Raw genomic sequence first — 16,899 nt, forward strand, 5'->3', positions numbered from 1 at the left:
ACAGTTCCCATTCCCCCCACAAAGGCAGCCTGACGAAGGGGCGCCAAATACAAAGGAGAAAGGTTTAATTCCATCACGCTGCTTATTGTTGGGCGTGGCGGCCGGTCAGGGCAACCCTCGTTGTGATTCTGCGAGCCTGAAACGGCAACACGCGCCATGTGAGACAGAGGAAGGCCCGAGACGAACCACGGTCCTGCGGTATTCAACCCGCGCATCAGAGTCTGATCAACCGTCGTCTCAATGCCGCCGCGTCCTGCAATAGGCAGCATATTTGTCCCTCGTCGACGCTGAAAAAGGCGACAAGAAAAACCTATGCCCAAACTCTTGAAAACGGACATGAGAATCAAATCTCTACTTCCATGTGAACAGCCTGTTCTCAAGCGTCGAAAACAAGAAAGCGACCAAGGCCGACATCGTTGAGGCGCGGTTTTTGCACGTCGACATAGATAGGCTCGACGCTGAGGAGGTGCTCTTCAGCTTCGATCCTGCTCCCACGGTCGTGTTGTTTTCTGGTGGTGGCTATCACGCCTATTGGAGATTAGCAGAAGCCAGCGATGACTTGGTTCGTGTTGAAAACATCAATGCCGAAATCTCCAAGTCGGTCGGCGGTGACAAGTGCCACAACATAGATCGTATAATGCGCCTGCCTGGAACCGTGAATATTCCGAATGCCAAGAAAAGGGCTGCCGGGCGAAAGCCCACGCTTGCTTATGTCGTGAAGGCGGAATGGTCGCTCAGTTATTCGTTGGATGATTTTCCAAGGGGTCAAGGGCCCGAACCGACCGGTCCAGCCGCAACCGCAGCCACAGCCACAACGCAAGATGTTCTCATTGTCGCGATCGGATTGGAGGATCTGCCTGTCGCCGTATCGCCCTTTATTCGCGAGCTGATAGCGCTGGGGGACCATCCCGAACATCCGCGTGACGCCGTCTCGCCGCATTTTCGTACCCGCAGTGAGGCAGTTTTTCGAACTGCCTGCGAGCTTGCGCGCGCCGGCTGTTCAGAAACGACCATAGCAGGCGTCCTCATCAACCCGGCATTTGGGATCTCGCAATCGATTCTTGAGAAGAAGAATCCGCAGCGATACGCCTTGAGGCAGGTTCGGGCCGCCCTTGCTGCGATGTCGGATGGTTGGCCGGATTGCGATAGAGATGGGAAGCCGAGGGCAACAATGCGAAACGCGGTCGTTGCGCTACGTAGGTTGGGTCTGAGTTTTTCACATGATGAGTTTCGGCACCGAAAAATGATCAACGGTGCCGAACTAGGTGAACACCAAGGTGAAATAACGGACGATACATGCGCAATGTTGCGCGCCGCCATCATCGAAGCCTTCAATTTCGATCCTAGGGCAGAAAATGTTCGCGATGCCGTCATGCAGCTGTGCTTGGGAAATACGTTTCATCCCATTCGACAGATGATCGATGCGCTCGTTTGGGACAAGGTGCCGCGTGTGGACGGGTGGATGGTCACGTATCTCGGCGCGGAGGATACATTGCTTAACGCAGCGGTCGGCCGGATAACGCTCATTGGCGCGGTACGACGTATTCGCGAGCCCGGCGTAAAATTCGACACAATACCTGTACTGGAAGGCCCGCAAGGCAGCGGCAAATCAACGGCATTGCAGATCCTGGCTGGTCCTGGCAATCACTCCGATAACGAAATTCTGACACTTGAGACAAAAGCTCAGATGGAAGCCATGGAAGGCGTATGGATATACGAATTAAGTGAGATGTCTGGCCTGAGCAAAAGCGACGTTGAACGGATGAAGGCGTTCGCGTCGCGCAGTGTCGATCGAGCCCGAATGTCCTACGCTCACTTCTCACAGGCAAGAGGTCGGCAAGCCATCTTCATTGGCACAACGAACGAAAGCAAATATCTGCGCGATCGAACCGGCAATCGCCGATTCTTGCCCGTTCAGACAGGCAGTATCGATCTTGACACGTTGCAGCGCGATCGTGATCAGCTTTGGGCGGAAGCAGCGGCGCGCGAGGCTGAAGGAGAGAACATTACGTTGCCGGCAGATCTTTGGATTGCTGCTGCGACAGAGCAAGAAGAGCGCTTGGAAGACGACCCTTGGCTGGAAAAACTATCAGCCGTGAATGGCAAAGCATTCGGCGAGGAAGCACGGATCTTTACCGTAGACCTTCTTGAAGGAGTGCTGGGAATCCCGACGGAACGCCAGCACCAAGGACACGGCAAACGAGTTGCCGGTCTCATGCGCAGCTTCGGTTGGGAACACGGCAAGTTCAAAGTCGAAGGGAAAACGTTGCGTGGTTTCCGCCGGCCCAAACCGAAAGAACATGTGGACGATCCGGAACCGATGAGACCTAAATTCTAGGTAGTGGTGGCGGTGGCGGCGGTGGCATGTGCTGGGGGCTTCCGGGTGTGCGGTAGGTCGCAAGTTGTGGACTGGTGTACATGCCCCGCCGGTACCCAGGTGGCATGCCACCGCCGCCACCTGCCGGACGATTGCGGCGTTCCGCTCGTGTGGGCGCTCGTGCATCCGTCCTGGCGCGGTAGAGCACTTCCTCACCGTTCTCTGACCGCGATTTCAACCTCCATGAGCTCGGAATCCGAAATATCAGAGACCGCGACGCGACGCGGTCTCTGCATCTCTCGATAATTCAAGGTTACACGACGGGTTACTGGCGAGTGGTCGCAAAGCCGTCTCACGCGCCTTCCGTGACTACTTGTGTCGGTTACAAGCCCGTGTTTTCCTTGAGATTTTTTCATCTGACACAGGTAATCCAATGACTGAATTCAATGTTTCTATCACCAGCGCGACTCGACGTCGCAAACTCAAGGACGGCACCACAGCCGAATATCCGCAGTACTACTGCGAATATCGCGAACCACTGACAAAGAAGCGGCGGCGACGCGCATTCAACCGGAAGAAGGATGCCGAGGCTTTCAGGAACGCTCTCCTCGTTAAGGTCGCCGAGAACAACTACGTCGATGAGCGCAAGGCTCCAACTGTCTCCAAGGCGATTGACCATTGGTTGGCCGACAAGGAAAGCAAGGTCAAGGCATCAACCTTGAAGGGCTATAAGGTGGTCGCCAACGGCGCGATCCGTGGTCCGCTGTTGATCGGCACCGCGCAAGAACGCGCCGACTACACCGAAAGTGGGATCGCGCCCAAGAATGCCCGGTTCATCAGGCTCCTCGGCGATATCAAATTGACCGCGCTCACGACCGCCATGATCCGTGTCTGGCACAAAACGGTTGTCGAGCAGTGCGGCAACTACACGGCCAACCGTGCCAAAAGCCACCTGAAATCTATCCTTGCTTTGGCCGAAGAGGATTTTTCCGTCCGTGCGCCGTCGATGCCAACTGGGCTTGCACGGTCGCGGCATAAGCCGAAGAAGGCGATCCTCACGCCAGAGGACATTGCAAGGCTAGTTGCAGCCGCAAAGAATGATGCTGAGCATGGCATCTACTATGCCTTTCCGTTCCTCGCAGGTACGCGTCCCTCGGAGCAGTTGGGATTGCTTTGGAGTGAGGTGGACTTCGATAAAAGTGTCATCCGCATTTGTCGTATTCAAGAGCGCGACGGCTCCTTAGCGGAGATGACAAAGACGGAGGCGGGAACTCGCGAAATCCCGATGACCGCCACTCTCCGCGAGATGCTGCTGGAATGGCGCATTCGTTGCCCAAGGAAGGGCAAGGAGCTACATCGCGTCTTTCCTGGCCCTGGCCGCCTTCAGGAATGGCCGAAGCCGAGGTTAGGCGGTGGTGGCCCCTTGCTTTATCAAAACTATCGCAAGCGCTATTGGGCTCCTGTCTTTAAGGCGCTCAGGCTGTCGTATGTAACGCCGCATTCTGCGCGCCATTCTTTCATCTCCACCTTGCAGGCGCAGGGGATCGAGGTTGGCCTCGTTGCCCAGATAGCGGGGCACGCCAATCCCACCGTGACGCTCGGCCACTACACGCAGGCCGTACGCGGTGGCGCTGCTGCTATGGCGGCCCTGGACCACGCCTACAGCCACAGCGCCGCTGGAAGTACGTACGCCGGCCCGTAGTGGCCTGTGCGGGCGGCGGCAGGCCACCAGCTGCCGCCCCGACCCTGCGTTATGCTACTGAAATTACGTGGTAAATTGTCCCAAAATTTCCGCTGTGTTTTAATTCTGCAAACACGGAGGAGTGAAGCGATGGACTACTTATTGGTGATCGACAACGTCACGGGCGAAGCTACCATGATGACGGTGCAGCAGGCAGTTTGCCGCACCGGAATTAACGCAGAAGAGATCAATACCGCTATCGAAGACAATGGCTGCTGCAATTCTATGGATTATCTGATTGTCGATACGCGACCGGCGCTGCTGGTTGTCGCCTGACACTGCCAACTAGTGCTGCCTTTCGGAGGGAAAATGTTCAATCCTCCCCCCGATACGCCCTTTGTTCGGATAATGGGCGGGGCCCCCAAGCGGCCTTCGACTTCCACTTCTACCGTACCATAGGTACGCGCGGGGCGCTCACCGAACCGTATATTTCACCGAGTTCGCGGAAACGCCGAGCACCTTCAGCACCTTGCCCTGAATGGTGACGCTCCGTCCGCTTTCAACCGCGATCCGAATGGGTTGTCGTGCCGTTGAATACTGCGTCGATCCGCGCGGTGGAATGTACTGATAGGATGTGGATCTAGCGGATCCGTTGACCGATGTTAGGCCGATGGTTCCGTCCACGGTGGTCGTCGTTGTTTGCGGAATAATCATCGGGCTCTCGGTCATCGTGGTCGCGTTGCTCTCAACCGCCACATCCGACCTTTCGAAGAAGGCTTGGTTACCTCTTCCTCCGATGAAGCGCACGGTGGTACCGCCTGCGCTTGTCGTACGGCCCCAGATGTCGGCTTTGCCTACAATGTTGGGCAGTGATCGACGCGATTCAAATGACATGACAACGTCGCCAGGCCCGGCCTCGCGGACGCTATTGCTGATCGGAGTAACCATCGACGTTTTCGTTTCAACAGTTGCGCAGCCGGACAAGGTCAGAGCCGCGCATGTGAAGAGGAGGCTTAGTCTGTTCATTGTTCTCATCCCATTGAAAAAAATACAAAAAAATCATTCTGAGAAATCGCCGTCAATTATACCGAAGTGCGGCCACCCTTTAGGTGCGTGCCCACGATGAAGCGCTCGTCCCATTGATGGCAGGCTTGCATCGCTGCCATTGCCAGCCGCGCTGGGCTCTCGGGGTGCAGAAGGAGTAGGAAGACGACGTTGGAGCTGGTGAAAGTCCAAATCTCTGCATCGGGCGCGACGGCTCGCAGACGCAAGGCGCTGGACGTTATGAAGGCCGCACGTTCGATTCGTGGGAAGTGTTGATAGATCAACAGCGATTTACCCGACGCATAGAATGCCGCCACCTCGTCCAGATATAGGTACTTGGACGAGTGCTTCCGTCCTTTGGGCAGGGAGACTTCGAGACCATTATCCGGATCGAAGAAGATGAGGTCGACGTGGCGGAACGCTGACGCGCATCCGTTCATAAATGCCGCTCGCTCGGACAAAGAATCCGACAACAAGTCGTTATGGTAAATTGCATTTGGGATTGCGCCGCTGTCTTCGATCGTTTGCAGGCGGCGACGGTCGAGCGTGGCGGCGGCGTGGGCCAGTATGTCGAACAGTATTGGGTCGTATTCGCGGAATTTATCTGACTGCCGAAGATATTCCAGTTTGGCTCCATCGTTGCGAGCGTCGGGAGGTGTCAGCATCCAGCAGACGCCAATCCTATTTATTCCCGTCGACGCCAACGAGCGTAGTAGCGCGTATTTCCGATAGTCATTGATGTCACCAACGTACTGATGTTTCACGCATGCCCCACGTTATGGCGTTATAAATCACGCCATAACGTACATAGACCCGTGGGGTGTGTCATGAACAAATCGTTCCTATGGAGCCGTTCGCGACGAATCTTAGAAGGCGTGCTGAAGAGCTGGGCATTTCAAACGCTGAAGTCGCTCGGCGAGCAGGGCTTAGTGAGCGGAGATATGGGAACTATGTAAGCGGCCGGCGCGAACCCGATCTCGCGACGCTCGTGAAGATTGCCTCTGTTTTGGCCACTACGCCGAATGATCTGCTGATCAATTCGACAAAATCGGCGACGCCGGCAGATGCTGCTCTACAACGTGCGACTGCATCTCTTTACGCATTAGAAGACGATGACCTCCGGCGGGCAGCTGTTATATTGGAAGCCTTAGCCAATAGCCGTTCGCAGCAAAAATTGGCTTAGAGTGAACTTGCGCTAAAGAACAGCCTGTCTTGCTCGGTCTTGATGCACCACTTTTGGAAGTCCGAGGCCGGATGCGTGTAAAATTGCGTAGGAAATTTTATACTGTGTGCGTGAATGTTCAGCGTTGTCCAGTTAGGAGCGCGTTTACTTCATCCTTATCGAATATATTGACAACTTATTGTTGTTTTTTGTGACACTCTGTGGTGAGCTTCTGCAGGAACAATAGCTCTCTGAGAGTATGGTATGGCCGAGAAAGCGAGACCATTTTCGATTTATCTTCTACGTGAAGGTTACGATGCCACCAATTCGCTTACCGCTGACCACAATTTAGAGGCAGCGGCGGCCGATAACCTACCTGCCGGTGGCGTAATTTATATACTTGATGCTGACCGAAGGCGTCCGTGGTGGCGGTCATATTTTGGCATTGCTGAGGATATTTGGCAGGAATTCAAGGGCGCACTACTTTTCTTGCCGGTAGAAGGTCGTTGTTTCGCGGTTTGCTTCGGGCAGGTCCACCACAATCTTAAAGACGTCGCTTACGAGTATGATTTTGGTTTGCGTGTCACACTCAACATGCTTGACCCCCGAGAACTCCGAAGTGCCGACATGGTCGAGCCTGGGCCTGCGCGCCGTAAGCGAACTCAGGTCCCGATTTCCACTGAACTCACGTATCTCGATTTTGATGCCAATAGCGAAATCATCAAGAGCCTCACCGGAAAAGTGAAGCCCGAGTTCGAGGACTTATTCAAAAGCGCGACCGGCTCAGCCAGTCTTAAAATTGGCCTAAAGATTGATCCAGAAGCTCTCTCAGCTCGATGCAGTCGATTTCTCGAATTGTATGAGAGTGACGAGTACAAGACGTCTTTTCCGAATATCGAGAATATCTCGCCGGTGCGCAATCCTGCCGATGTCGCTCCCTTAGATGCTAAACTCCTTGCCTCAATCAAGGAAAGAGATGGGGCAACTACTCTGACAATTCCCGACATTGTAGATTATAAAGATAATACGTGCTGCATGTTCGGGGGAGGTGACAGGCCGAGCCAAATTTATCCGGATATCTCTATTGAGAAGTTTTATGAGTATATAGGCGAGGAAGCCCTCGAAAATCTCAGTTTGGACGCCCTCAAGCGAGATTATCGGCTGATACTTACCGATACAGAGGGTTCGCCCGATAAGTCGTATGGACTTTATCGAAGCGTAATATTCGATGTTGAGCCAGGTGACGAGGAGTCCATTTATCATTTATGTGAAGGGGCTTGGTATAAAGTAGAAAGGGCTTTCGCGACCCGCCTGAAGACTTACCTGGACGCTAAGTGCGAACCCACTGATTTAGGTCCGTACAACCATGATGTGATAAAAAAAGGGAAGAGAGTTTATAGCGAAGAGAGCTATAACTCGGCGATGGCTGCGGCTCACGGGGGGTTACTATGCCTCGACCAAACCGACATTAGCCCCTCAGGTGCCACAGCGATTGAGCCCTGCGATATTTACACCGCACGACCCGATGGGACCGCGCGATCCGGTCAACGCGGCATATTTTACCATATAAAGATTTCCACGCGCTCATCTCACCTTAGTCATCTTTTCAACCAAGGTGTAAATTCTGTGGAATTAATAACGCACGAGGTGGCTTCTCGCGAAAAAATGGAAGCGATAGTAGTGGGGAAGTTGGGCGAAGCCGATCCCACAGATTTTTTGGCTCCATTCCAGAGTTCGGACTATAAGATCGTTTTTGGCATTATCACTCATAAGGATTGGGAAGGGGCTTCGTCCAACCTCCCACTGTTTTCAAAGCTCAGTTTGATGAGGAATATGCAACGCCTCGATTTCGCGAGAATTCCCTCATCGCTGACCTTCATTCCTGATCACAGTGAAGCGAAGGACGGGCATATGCCTTATCAGAGCTACCTTGTGGAGGTAGTTCAAAACGGTAAAAAAAATGTAGTGCGAGTGGTCGACGGACAGGGATTAGATACCACGATCGACATAAAGCGCTGCCCTAAGGAGGTTTCTGAGAGCGCAGCAGGTGTGCGTTTCGAATTGTCGGTTAAAGTTCGGGAAGATGGATATTCGTCCTCGCATCATTGGCCTTTCACCAAGATGCAATAGTTTTGTCCGGTGAGGCACAAGCGGTTACTCGTGAAATTGAAATCGTAACCCTGCGGTAACCCCGCCCTAAACTGACATCCGTTGTTCGGTGATTCTAGTCCCATTGGAAAACACAAAAGCCCCGGAGAACCGAGGCTTTGAAGTGTTTGGAAACTGGAGCGGGCGAAGGGATTCGAACCCTCGACCCCAACCTTGGCAAGGTTGTGCTCTACCCCTGAGCTACACCCGCTCATTCCCGTCGCGATCCGGGGTAGTGTGTTGGACCGCTGGGCGTCGTCTTGCGGCGACGGGCGCTATATGGCCCAACCGATTTTTAAATGCAACAGGGAAATGACGAGTTCGCGAAGAAAAATTCCAGGTTTCGTTCCGGGGCTCGCGGAAAGCCCGGAAACGTCGGCCTTTCGTGTCTGAAAGATTGCAATGAAATTGTGGGCGACGTATCAGGGGCGAACTATTTGCACTGCGAGATCCCATGACAGAGACCAGCCCGAAAACACGCGACGATCTTTTCCAATTCCTTGATGGGCTCGGCATCAGCCATAGCACCAAGGATCACGCGCCGGTCTTCACCGTTGCCGAATCGGTGTCGCTGCGCGACGAAATTCCCGGCGGCCACACGAAGAACCTGTTTGTGAAGGACAAGAAGGACAATTTCTTCCTGCTGACCGTCGAGGAAAACGCGAGCGTCGATCTGAAAACTGTGCACACGCTGATCGGCGCGGCCAGCAAGGTCTCGTTCGGCAAGCCGGAAAAGCTGATGGAATATCTCGGCGTCATTCCAGGCTCGGTCACTGCGTTCGGTGCGATCAACGATATCGGCAAGAACGTCACCTTCATTCTCGATGCCGACCTGATGGCGCATGATATCGTCAACTGTCACCCGTTGTCGAACGATGCGACGACGTCGATCGCCAGCGCCGACCTGCTGCGCTTCATGGAGGCGACGGGTCATGCGCCGCAAGTCTTGAAAGTCACGGGCTAACGTACGATTTTAGCGCTGAGATTATTGCGAACGGGGTGTCTTCGGATTGTCCCATCGCTTCGACGACTTCATTGAGCGTGTGGCCATCCGGATTTGATCGATTCGTTTGGGAAGCATGCTCTTCAAAAGATCACGGATGCCGGCAGGCGGGAGACACTCATGAGCGGTCCGAACAATCCCTATAACGCTTCCTTCGGCGGACAGATGTCGGCCTCGGCATCCTTTGGTGCTGCGCCTGCGGCATCCGGCGCTTCGCCGATCAAGGACACGACCACCGCCAACTTTCCCAAGGACGTCATCGAGGAATCGCGCAAGCAGCCGGTGCTGGTCGATTTCTGGGCGCCCTGGTGCGGCCCGTGCAAGCAGCTGACGCCGGTTCTGGAAAAGGTCGTCACTGAAGCCCAAGGCCGGGTCAAGCTGGTCAAGATGAATATCGATGATCATCCGTCCATCGCCGGCCAGCTCGGCATCCAGTCGATCCCGGCTGTTATCGCCTTCGTCAACGGCCGCCCGGCAGACGGCTTCATGGGTGCTGTTCCCGAAAGCCAGGTTCGCCAGTTCATCGATCGCCTCGGCGGTCCTGCAGGCGGCGCCGACGATCAGGCAGCCGAGATCGCAGCCGTTTTGGAAGAGGCGAGCGGCCTGCTGGCAGCCGGCGATATCAATGGTGCCGCCGAGCTCTTCGGCGCGGTGCTGCAGGCCGACCCGGAAAACGCCAAGGCGCTTGCCGGCATGGCGGAGTGCATGATTGCCGCCGGCCAGAGCCAGCGCGCCCGCGAAGCGCTCGCCGACCTGCCGGAAACGCTCGCCAATGACGCCGGCATTCAGGCCGTGGTCAAGAAGCTCGACCAGATCGACGAGGCCCGCAAGCTCGGCGATCCCGTGGCGATCGAACATGAACTGACCGCCAATCCCGACAATCACGAGCAGCGCATCAAGCTTGCCAAGATCCGCAATGTCGAAGGCAAGCGGGAAGAGGCGGCCGATCATCTTCTGACCGTGATGCGCAAGGATCGCAGCTTCGACGATGACGGCGCGCGCCGTCAGTTGTTGGAATTCTTCGAGGTATGGGGCCCGAAGGACCCCGCTACGATCGCGGCGCGGCGCAAGCTTTCCTCGATCCTGTTTTCCTGAGCGAGGAAGCGTAGCGCTTGGCGTCGTGCAAGATCGTTCGCCGGAAGGCGGGCGATCAAGGCGGCGTATAGGCTCTCAGGCGCAAAATACTCTTGTGTTTTCGCCAGACGAGCCCACATTGTCGGTTGCGCGGCGTAAGATGGGCAACAGCCGCGACGGTGTGTCGTTCCTGCGCGCCCGTGGCGGCGAGGCGCAGCGATCTAGCGGGATGGAAAACATGCAAGTGGGTAATGCCAGATACCTGAAGCCAAGCGATCTGCCTGAAACCGTGGTCGTCTTTCCCTTGTCGGGCGCCCTGCTATTGCCCGGCGCGCAGCTGCCGCTCAATATTTTCGAGCCGCGCTACCTCGCCATGGTCGATGCCGCCATTACGGGCAACCGCCTGATCGCGATGGTGCAGCCGGCGCTTGGAGAACCGGCGGACTCGCCAAATCTGTCTCATGTCGGCTGTCTCGGCCGTATCACCTCCATGTCCGAAACCGGCGATGGACGTTACATCGTAGCGCTGACGGGCATTTGCCGCATCCGGCTGATGGACGAAGTGACCGCTCATCAGCCCTATCGCATATTCCGCATCACGCCCTTCATCTCCGACCTCAAGTCGCACCATGAGGAGGGCACCGTCGATCGGCCCGCGCTGCTTTCGGCCTTCCGGGCCTATCTGGAGGCCAACAAGCTGGAGGCGGATTGGGAAAGCGTCGAGCGGGCCGACAATATGATGCTGGTCAATTCGCTGTCGATGATGGCGCCCTTCGATCCCGCCGAGAAGCAGGCGCTTCTCGAGGCTCATGATCTGAAGACGAGGGCCGAAACCTTCATCGCCATCATCAAGATCGTGCTCGCCGGCTCCGGCGACACCGGCTCGGTCCTGCAATAGGAGGTCGACATGGATGTCACGGTCAGCAAGGTCGATCCGAAACTGCTCGATCTGCTCGTCTGCCCGCTCACCAAGGGGCGGCTGAGCTACGACCGCGAAAAGAACGAGCTGATCTCGGAAAAGGCCCGTCTCGCCTATCCGATCCGCGATGGCATTCCGATCATGCTGATTTCGGAAGCGCGGCGCATCGAGGATTGAGGGCAGATCTCCCTGGGAGTCGGGCAGTCAGTGCCGCCGCGATCCCGGCAGGCCGCACGATGGCGTTTCGTGCTAAAATCTAACGCTCAACAGCAGCAGAAGCGCATCGTTCCGGGTCCATTTCAACTGATTGCCGGGATTATCTCGAGCATGGGGTGTCGGAATCTCGTTTAGCCAGTCGTCTTCAAGGCAGACAAGCTATGGAGGACACCATGTCTATCGTCATTACCGCCTTTGAACGCTCGCCGGATCGCGGCAGGGGGCTGGCGCGCGATATGCGCGTTCGCTGGGCGCTCGAAGAAGCTGGCCAGCCTTACGACGTTCGGCTGGTTTCGTTCAAGGCGATGAAAGAACCTGAGCATCTCGCGCTTCAGCCGTTCGGACAGATTCCGACCTATGAAGAAGGCGACCTGGCTTTGTTCGAGTCGGGGGCGATCGTGCTTTACATCGCTGAGCGCCATCGAGGTCTGCTGCCGGAGGATGCGAATGCCCGGGCGCGCGCGATCACATGGATGTTTGCCGCGCTCAACACGATCGAGCCGCCGATTTTCGAGCGCACCATCGCCGCGATCCTTGAGCGCGACGAGCCTTGGTACGAAAAGCGCCTTCGCGTTGTCGACGATAGAATCCGGAGACGGCTGGGTGAACTTTCCGATCGCCTTGCCGATGCCGACTGGCTCGATGGCGAATTCAGCGCCGGTGATCTTCTCATGATTACGGTGCTGCTTAGATTGAAAAGGTCGGGCATGGTGGACGAATATCCGAACCTTTCGGCCTACGTGGCCCGCGGCGAAGCACGGCCCGCGTATCAACGTGCTTTTGCCGCTCAATTGGCGGTTTTTAATGCCGCGTCCTCCGGCTGAAAAAGCTTGCTCCGGGCCGACGACAGGTGTTGTCGTTGCCGACTCCGGCTGTCGCCGGCGGTGACATTCGCGGGCGAATTACGCTGTCGTCCGGTCTCGATCCTTCAGATCGCTTCACCAGCCAGCAGGCGCGGATTGTCTCTAGCGGTCGTGCCTGCGGCCTGGCCGATGAAGAAGGATTTGAGGCTGGGCAGTCGATCGACGATGCCGAGGCCGAGGTCGCGAGCGATGCGCAGGGGCGAGATATCGTTGGAGAACAGCCGGTTCAGCACGTCGGTCGTCACCCCCATGCGGAAGGTGTCGAAGCGCCGCCAGGTCTGGTAGCGCTCCAGGATATTGATCGAGCCGATGTCGAGGCCGAGGCGATCCGCTTCGACGATGGTTTCGGCCAGCGCCGCCACATCCTTGAAGCCGAGATTAAGGCCCTGGCCAGAGATCGGGTGGATTCCGTGCGCTGCATCGCCCGCCAGCGCAAAGCGGGGCGCGACGAAGGCGCGGGCGAGCGTCAGGCCGAGAGGAAAGGCGCGGCGATCGCCGACGGCGCGCAGGGCGCCGAGCTTGTGGCCGAAACGGCGCTCCAGTTCTTCCTCGAAAACGAGATCGTCCGAGGCGACCAGCCGCTCGGCGTTGGAGGTGCGCTCCGTCCAGACGAGCGAGGAGCGGTTGTTCTTCAGCGGCAGGATGGCGAAGGGGCCGGAGGGCAGGAAATGCTCCTCGGCGCAGCCGCCGTGCGGGCGCTCATGCTCCACGGTGACGACGATGCCTGACTGGCCGTAATCCCAGTTGACCGTCTTGATGCCGGCCATGTCGCGCAGCTTCGAGCGCACGCCGTCGCAGGCGACCAGGAGCCGGGTTTCCAGCGTGGTGCCATCCGAAAGGGTGAGCGTGGTCTTTGTGTCGTCGGTGACGAATTCCGTGGCGCTGAGGCCATGCTTGATCGTAATGCCCAGGCGCTCGCAGGCGCCGCGCAACGCGCCGACCATAGTGAGATTGGGCACCATATGGGCAAAAGGCTGGCCTTCGGCCACTTCGCCGTCGAAGGTAAGGAAGACCGGGCGTACGGGATCGCTGGTGCGCGAATCGGTGACGATCATGCGGGTGATCGGCTCGGCCTCCGGCGCGATCTCGTCCCAGACATCAAGCACATCCAGCATCTTGGAAGCGGCGGCGATAATTGCTGAGGCCCGCATATCCTGCTTCCAGACGCTCTCCGGAGCGGCTTCAACGACCATGACGTCGAGATGCGGAGCCGCTTGTTTGACTGCAACGGCTGCGGCAAGACCCACATATCCGCCACCTACTACCAGCATGTCCAACATAGCGCTTCCCTGTGTCTTACTGTCACTTCCTGTTCTATATAGAGCATCCTATTCGTCGTTCCTACCATCGGAGTTCAAGCAAAATGTCGCGAGAGACGGAAAAGCCCACCCCCATGGAAACCGTGCTTGCGACGCTCGATCTGGAAACGATCGAGATGAACCTGTTTCGCGGCAATAGCCCGCAGGTGGGCTGGCAGCGTGTGTTCGGCGGGCAGGTCATCGGCCAGGCATTGATGGCGGCGCAGCGGACGGTCGAGGGAGATCGCTTCGCGCATTCCCTGCATGCCTATTTCATGTTGCCGGGCGATCCCTCGGTTCCGATCCTTTATCAGGTCGATCGTCTGCGTGACGGCTCCAGCTTCAACACGCGGCGCGTGCTGGCGATCCAGCACGGCAAGGCGATCTTTGCGCTGACGGCCTCGTTCCAGGCCGACGAGCCCGGCTTCGAGCATCAGGGAGAGATGCCGCGGGTGCCGATGCCTGAGGAGTTGATGGATGAAGAGCAGATCAAGGCGCGATATCTCGTGCACGCGCCCGAGAACGTGCGCCGCTATTGGGCAGGCAGGCGAGCGATCGAAATCCGGCCAGTCTCGATCGAAAGTTATTTCTCCCGCTCTCAGCCAAGCCAAAGGCAGAATATCTGGGTGCGCTTGACCGGCCCCGTGCCGGATGACCAGCTCTATCAGAAGGCGGTGCTCGCCTATCTCTCGGACATGACCCTGCTCGATGTTGCTCTTAATGCGCACGGCACATCGGTTCTGGACTCAAGCATTCAGGTGGCAAGCCTCGACCACGCCATGTGGTTTCACCGCCCGTTCAAGCTCGACGATTGGCTGCTCTATAGCCAGGAAAGCCCGAGCGCTTCCGGCGCGCGCGGTTTTACCCGCGGCAGCCTGTTTACGCGATCCGGTGTCCTGATTGCGTCGGTGGCGCAGGAGGGCCTGATTCGCAAAAAGGCAAATGATTAAATAAAGTGCAAATTTATAAATATGCACTTTATTTGTGCTCTTGCTCTGTCGTTGAACGCCAACTTATTGGGCGCTGACAATAAATCTGTTTAATTTCAATAGTTTATAAATGTGTCACGAATCTGGCACGTCCTTTGAATGTGTATCTCCAGTCGCTGCTGAAACACTCGTCGGCGGCAAGGAGAGTCGGCTCAGTGCCGAGGCTAAACAAAGGATGGGAAACCAGATGAAAATTGTGATGGCCATTATCAAGCCGTTCAAGCTCGATGAGGTCCGCGAGGCCCTCACCGCTGTCGGCATTCAGGGCCTGACTGTAACTGAAGTGAAAGGCTACGGGCGCCAGAAGGGGCACACCGAGATCTATCGCGGCACCGAATATGCCGTCAGCTTCCTGCCGAAGCTGAAGATCGAGGTCGCAGTCGCGTCCGAGATCGTCGACAAAGCCGTCGAGGCGATCGCTTCGGCCGCCAAGACCGGCCAGATCGGCGACGGCAAGATCTTTGTCTATTCGATCGACCATGCCGTGCGCATCCGTACGGGCGAAACCGATTCTGAAGCTCTGTAAGACACGGCTGATCAGGGAGTTATTTGCATGTCAATTTCCAAGCTTTCCTCCGCCCTGACACGGGTGGGTATGCTTTCTGCGGCCGTGCTCGCGCCGGCGATCGCTTTCGCGCAGGAAGCGGCTCCAGCCGCCGCCGCTGCTGCGACTGCCGCAGCGCCGGTACCGGACAAGGGCGACACCGCCTTCATGTTCATCTCCACCATTCTTGTGCTGTTCATGCTCGTGCCAGGTCTGGCGCTATTCTACGGCGGCCTCGTCCGCTCGAAGAACATGCTTTCCGTGCTGATGCAGTGCACGATGATCGGCGCCGTCGTGATGATCATCTGGGTCCTCTACGGCTATTCCTTCGCCTTCGGCGGCGGCACAAGCCCTTATTGGGGCGGCACGGCGAAGATGTTCCTCTCCGGCGTCTCGACGTCGACTACGGCTCCGACCTTCTCCAAGGGCGTCGTCATTCCTGAGTTCATCTTCATGCTGTTCCAAATGACCTTTGCCGCCATCACACCGGCACTGATCATCGGCGCCTATGCCGAGCGCATCAAGTTTGGCGCATCGGTTCTCTTCTGCGCGCTGTGGGCGACCTTCGTCTACTTCCCGATCGCTCACATGGTCTGGGATTCGAACGGCATGCTCTTCAAGATGGGCGCACTCGACTTCGCAGGCGGCACCGTCGTTCACATCAATGCCGGTATCGCTGGCATCGTCGGTGCCCTCCTGGTCGGCAAGCGCGTCGGCTTCGGCAAGGACATGATGGCCCCGCATTCCATGACGCTGACCATGGTCGGCGCTTCGATGCTCTGGGTCGGCTGGTTCGGTTTCAACGCTGGTTCGAATCTCGAAGCCTCGGGCGGCGCGATGCTCGCCACCGTCAACACCTTCATTGCGACCGCAGCCGCCATTATCTCCTGGTCGCTGGTTGAAACCTTCACCCGCGGCAAGGCTTCCATGCTCGGCGGCGCTTCCGGCATGGTCGCCGGCCTCGTCGCGATCACGCCTGCTGCCGGTATCGCCGGCCCGATGGGCGCGATCGTCATGGGTCTGATCGTCTCGCCGCTGTGCTACTTCTTCGTGTCCGTCGTGAAGAACAAGTTCGGCTACGACGATACGGCTGACGTTTTCGGCGTCCATTGCGTCGGCGGCATCTTCGGTGCCATCGCGACCGGCGTCTTCGCCAGCGCATCGCTCGGCGGCGTCGGCTATGCCGATGGCGTCACCATGAGCAGCCAGGTCATGGTGCAGCTGACCGCAGTCGTCACCACCATCCTGTGGTGCGGTATCGGTTCTGCCATCCTCTACAAGGTCGTCGACATCATCATCGGCCTGCGCGTCGCTCCGGAAGCCGAGCGCGAAGGTCTCGACCTCGCCTCGCACGGCGAAGCTGCCTACCACAATTCCTGATCCGAGCTTGCGATGCCGGAGCCAACAGCCGGCATCGCTGAACATCCCGTCGCAGCCTGTTTCATCGCAAATGGGTTGCTTTTGGCCCGGACCTCGGTTCGGGCCTTTTTTGTTTATGCAGCGCCATTTGCGCGCCAAGGCCGGCGATTCGACACCTTGGGGCGCATGGTTAACATGCCATTAACCCTCCTCTGATTAGGTAGAGCTAACCTGCCGGCGAGTGGGCATCGACCGATTCGCTTGCGCTTTCGATAAGGAACG

16 protein-coding genes, 1 tRNA gene and 1 pseudogene are annotated in these 16,899 nt (G+C 57.2%); 13 read left to right on the forward strand and 5 right to left on the reverse strand.

Annotation, left to right across the window (positions count from 1 at the left end):
- A partial coding sequence (locus GA0061102_RS33350) for a hypothetical protein (RefSeq protein WP_208858723.1) occupies positions 1-338 on the reverse strand: 338 nt, incomplete at its 3' end.
- A gap of 23 nt (positions 339-361) precedes the next feature.
- Between GA0061102_RS33350 and GA0061102_RS30220 the strand changes: the two genes are divergently transcribed.
- The 3 genes from GA0061102_RS30220 to GA0061102_RS30230 all read left to right on the forward strand — a co-directional run bounded on the left by GA0061102_RS30220 (position 362) and on the right by GA0061102_RS30230 (position 4,334).
- Positions 362-2,338, forward strand: coding sequence for a VapE domain-containing protein (locus GA0061102_RS30220; protein ID WP_092856031.1), 1,977 nt, complete (start codon positions 362-364; stop codon positions 2,336-2,338).
- Positions 2,339-2,750: 412 nt separating this feature from the next.
- The gene (locus GA0061102_RS30225) at positions 2,751-4,019 is read left to right on the forward strand and encodes a site-specific integrase (protein WP_092856033.1); all 1,269 of its coding nucleotides are present in this window, start codon (positions 2,751-2,753) and stop codon (positions 4,017-4,019) included.
- Between the two features lie 129 nt (positions 4,020-4,148).
- A complete protein-coding gene (locus GA0061102_RS30230; RefSeq protein ID WP_092856035.1) occupies positions 4,149-4,334 on the forward strand; it encodes a hypothetical protein in 186 nt (61 codons plus the stop codon).
- Between the two features lie 138 nt (positions 4,335-4,472).
- On the opposite strand, the gene GA0061102_RS30235 is transcribed toward GA0061102_RS30230, so the two are convergent.
- Both GA0061102_RS30235 and GA0061102_RS30240 read right to left on the reverse strand, forming a co-directional pair.
- Entirely contained in the window at positions 4,473-5,024 is a 552-nt protein-coding gene (locus tag GA0061102_RS30235; RefSeq protein ID WP_139115123.1) for a hypothetical protein, read from the reverse strand.
- A gap of 56 nt (positions 5,025-5,080) precedes the next feature.
- Positions 5,081-5,707: a hypothetical protein gene (locus GA0061102_RS30240; protein WP_092856039.1), complete on the reverse strand. Its 627-nt coding sequence runs from the start codon at positions 5,705-5,707 to the stop codon at positions 5,081-5,083.
- 179 nt (positions 5,708-5,886) lie between these two features.
- Between GA0061102_RS30240 and GA0061102_RS30245 the strand changes: the two genes are divergently transcribed.
- Together GA0061102_RS30245 and GA0061102_RS30250 are read left to right on the forward strand one after the other, a co-directional pair.
- Positions 5,887-6,225, forward strand: a complete 339-nt coding sequence (locus GA0061102_RS30245; RefSeq protein ID WP_092856041.1) for a helix-turn-helix domain-containing protein — start codon at positions 5,887-5,889, stop codon at positions 6,223-6,225.
- Between the two features lie 243 nt (positions 6,226-6,468).
- Positions 6,469-8,334 carry a DUF6119 family protein gene (locus tag GA0061102_RS30250; RefSeq protein WP_092856043.1) on the forward strand — a complete coding sequence of 622 codons (1,866 nt, stop codon included), beginning with the start codon at positions 6,469-6,471 and terminating at the stop codon, positions 8,332-8,334.
- A 154-nt stretch (positions 8,335-8,488) separates the two neighbouring features.
- On the opposite strand, the gene GA0061102_RS30255 is transcribed toward GA0061102_RS30250, so the two are convergent.
- A tRNA-Gly gene (locus tag GA0061102_RS30255) sits at positions 8,489-8,563 on the reverse strand.
- A gap of 243 nt (positions 8,564-8,806) precedes the next feature.
- Between GA0061102_RS30255 and GA0061102_RS30260 the strand changes: the two genes are divergently transcribed.
- The 5 genes from GA0061102_RS30260 (at position 8,807) to GA0061102_RS30280 (ending at position 12,388) form a co-directional block, all read left to right on the forward strand.
- Positions 8,807-9,316 carry a prolyl-tRNA synthetase associated domain-containing protein gene (locus tag GA0061102_RS30260; RefSeq protein ID WP_092856045.1) on the forward strand — a complete coding sequence of 170 codons (510 nt, stop codon included), beginning with the start codon at positions 8,807-8,809 and terminating at the stop codon, positions 9,314-9,316.
- A gap of 159 nt (positions 9,317-9,475) precedes the next feature.
- A complete protein-coding gene (gene trxA / locus GA0061102_RS30265) occupies positions 9,476-10,450 on the forward strand; it encodes a thioredoxin (RefSeq protein ID WP_092856047.1) in 975 nt (324 codons plus the stop codon).
- A 217-nt stretch (positions 10,451-10,667) separates the two neighbouring features.
- Complete coding sequence (locus tag GA0061102_RS30270) at positions 10,668-11,327, forward strand: LON peptidase substrate-binding domain-containing protein (protein WP_092856073.1); 660 nt, start codon at positions 10,668-10,670, stop codon at positions 11,325-11,327.
- A 9-nt stretch (positions 11,328-11,336) separates the two neighbouring features.
- A complete protein-coding gene (locus GA0061102_RS30275; RefSeq protein ID WP_037154712.1) occupies positions 11,337-11,525 on the forward strand; it encodes a Trm112 family protein in 189 nt (62 codons plus the stop codon).
- 212 nt (positions 11,526-11,737) lie between these two features.
- Positions 11,738-12,388, forward strand: a complete 651-nt coding sequence (locus GA0061102_RS30280) for a glutathione S-transferase family protein (protein ID WP_092856075.1) — start codon at positions 11,738-11,740, stop codon at positions 12,386-12,388.
- Positions 12,389-12,492: 104 nt separating this feature from the next.
- Here the strand turns inward: GA0061102_RS30280 and GA0061102_RS30285 are convergent.
- Positions 12,493-13,713 (reverse strand): annotated as a pseudogene (locus tag GA0061102_RS30285) (ubiquinone biosynthesis hydroxylase); the annotation flags it as partial.
- A gap of 77 nt (positions 13,714-13,790) precedes the next feature.
- Here GA0061102_RS30285 and tesB point away from each other — a divergent pair.
- From tesB to GA0061102_RS30300, 3 genes are all read left to right on the forward strand, one after another.
- Positions 13,791-14,675: an acyl-CoA thioesterase II gene (gene tesB, locus GA0061102_RS30290; protein ID WP_092856051.1), complete on the forward strand. Its 885-nt coding sequence runs from the start codon at positions 13,791-13,793 to the stop codon at positions 14,673-14,675.
- A 214-nt stretch (positions 14,676-14,889) separates the two neighbouring features.
- The gene (locus GA0061102_RS30295; RefSeq protein WP_034509110.1) at positions 14,890-15,240 is read left to right on the forward strand and encodes a P-II family nitrogen regulator; all 351 of its coding nucleotides are present in this window, start codon (positions 14,890-14,892) and stop codon (positions 15,238-15,240) included.
- Positions 15,241-15,267: 27 nt separating this feature from the next.
- Positions 15,268-16,638 (forward strand): ammonium transporter, encoded by a 1,371-nt coding sequence (locus tag GA0061102_RS30300; protein WP_092856053.1) that lies wholly within the window; start codon positions 15,268-15,270, stop codon positions 16,636-16,638.
- Positions 16,639-16,899 lie beyond the last annotated feature (261 nt).

Origin of the sequence: Martinezella miluonensis (assembly GCF_900094545.1) — a bacterium.
GTDB classification, from domain to species: domain Bacteria; phylum Pseudomonadota; class Alphaproteobacteria; order Rhizobiales; family Rhizobiaceae; genus Rhizobium; species Rhizobium miluonense.

Coding starts and splice junctions, on each gene's coding strand:
- GA0061102_RS30225 (WP_092856033.1), top strand. CDS start 2,751: ATGACTGAATTCAATGTTTCTATCACCAGCGCGACTCGACGTCGCAAA.
- GA0061102_RS30230 (WP_092856035.1), top strand. CDS start 4,149: ATGGACTACTTATTGGTGATCGACAACGTCACGGGCGAAGCTACCATG.
- GA0061102_RS30235 (WP_139115123.1), bottom strand. CDS start 5,024: ATGAACAGACTAAGCCTCCTCTTCACATGCGCGGCTCTGACCTTGTCC.
- GA0061102_RS30240 (WP_092856039.1), bottom strand. CDS start 5,707: ATGCTGACACCTCCCGACGCTCGCAACGATGGAGCCAAACTGGAATAT.
- GA0061102_RS30245 (WP_092856041.1), top strand. CDS start 5,887: ATGGAGCCGTTCGCGACGAATCTTAGAAGGCGTGCTGAAGAGCTGGGC.
- GA0061102_RS30250 (WP_092856043.1), top strand. CDS start 6,469: ATGGCCGAGAAAGCGAGACCATTTTCGATTTATCTTCTACGTGAAGGT.
- GA0061102_RS30260 (WP_092856045.1), top strand. CDS start 8,807: ATGACAGAGACCAGCCCGAAAACACGCGACGATCTTTTCCAATTCCTT.
- trxA (WP_092856047.1), top strand. CDS start 9,476: ATGAGCGGTCCGAACAATCCCTATAACGCTTCCTTCGGCGGACAGATG.
- GA0061102_RS30270 (WP_092856073.1), top strand. CDS start 10,668: ATGCAAGTGGGTAATGCCAGATACCTGAAGCCAAGCGATCTGCCTGAA.
- GA0061102_RS30275 (WP_037154712.1), top strand. CDS start 11,337: ATGGATGTCACGGTCAGCAAGGTCGATCCGAAACTGCTCGATCTGCTC.
- GA0061102_RS30280 (WP_092856075.1), top strand. CDS start 11,738: ATGTCTATCGTCATTACCGCCTTTGAACGCTCGCCGGATCGCGGCAGG.
- tesB (WP_092856051.1), top strand. CDS start 13,791: ATGTCGCGAGAGACGGAAAAGCCCACCCCCATGGAAACCGTGCTTGCG.
- GA0061102_RS30295 (WP_034509110.1), top strand. CDS start 14,890: ATGGGAAACCAGATGAAAATTGTGATGGCCATTATCAAGCCGTTCAAG.
- GA0061102_RS30300 (WP_092856053.1), top strand. CDS start 15,268: ATGTCAATTTCCAAGCTTTCCTCCGCCCTGACACGGGTGGGTATGCTT.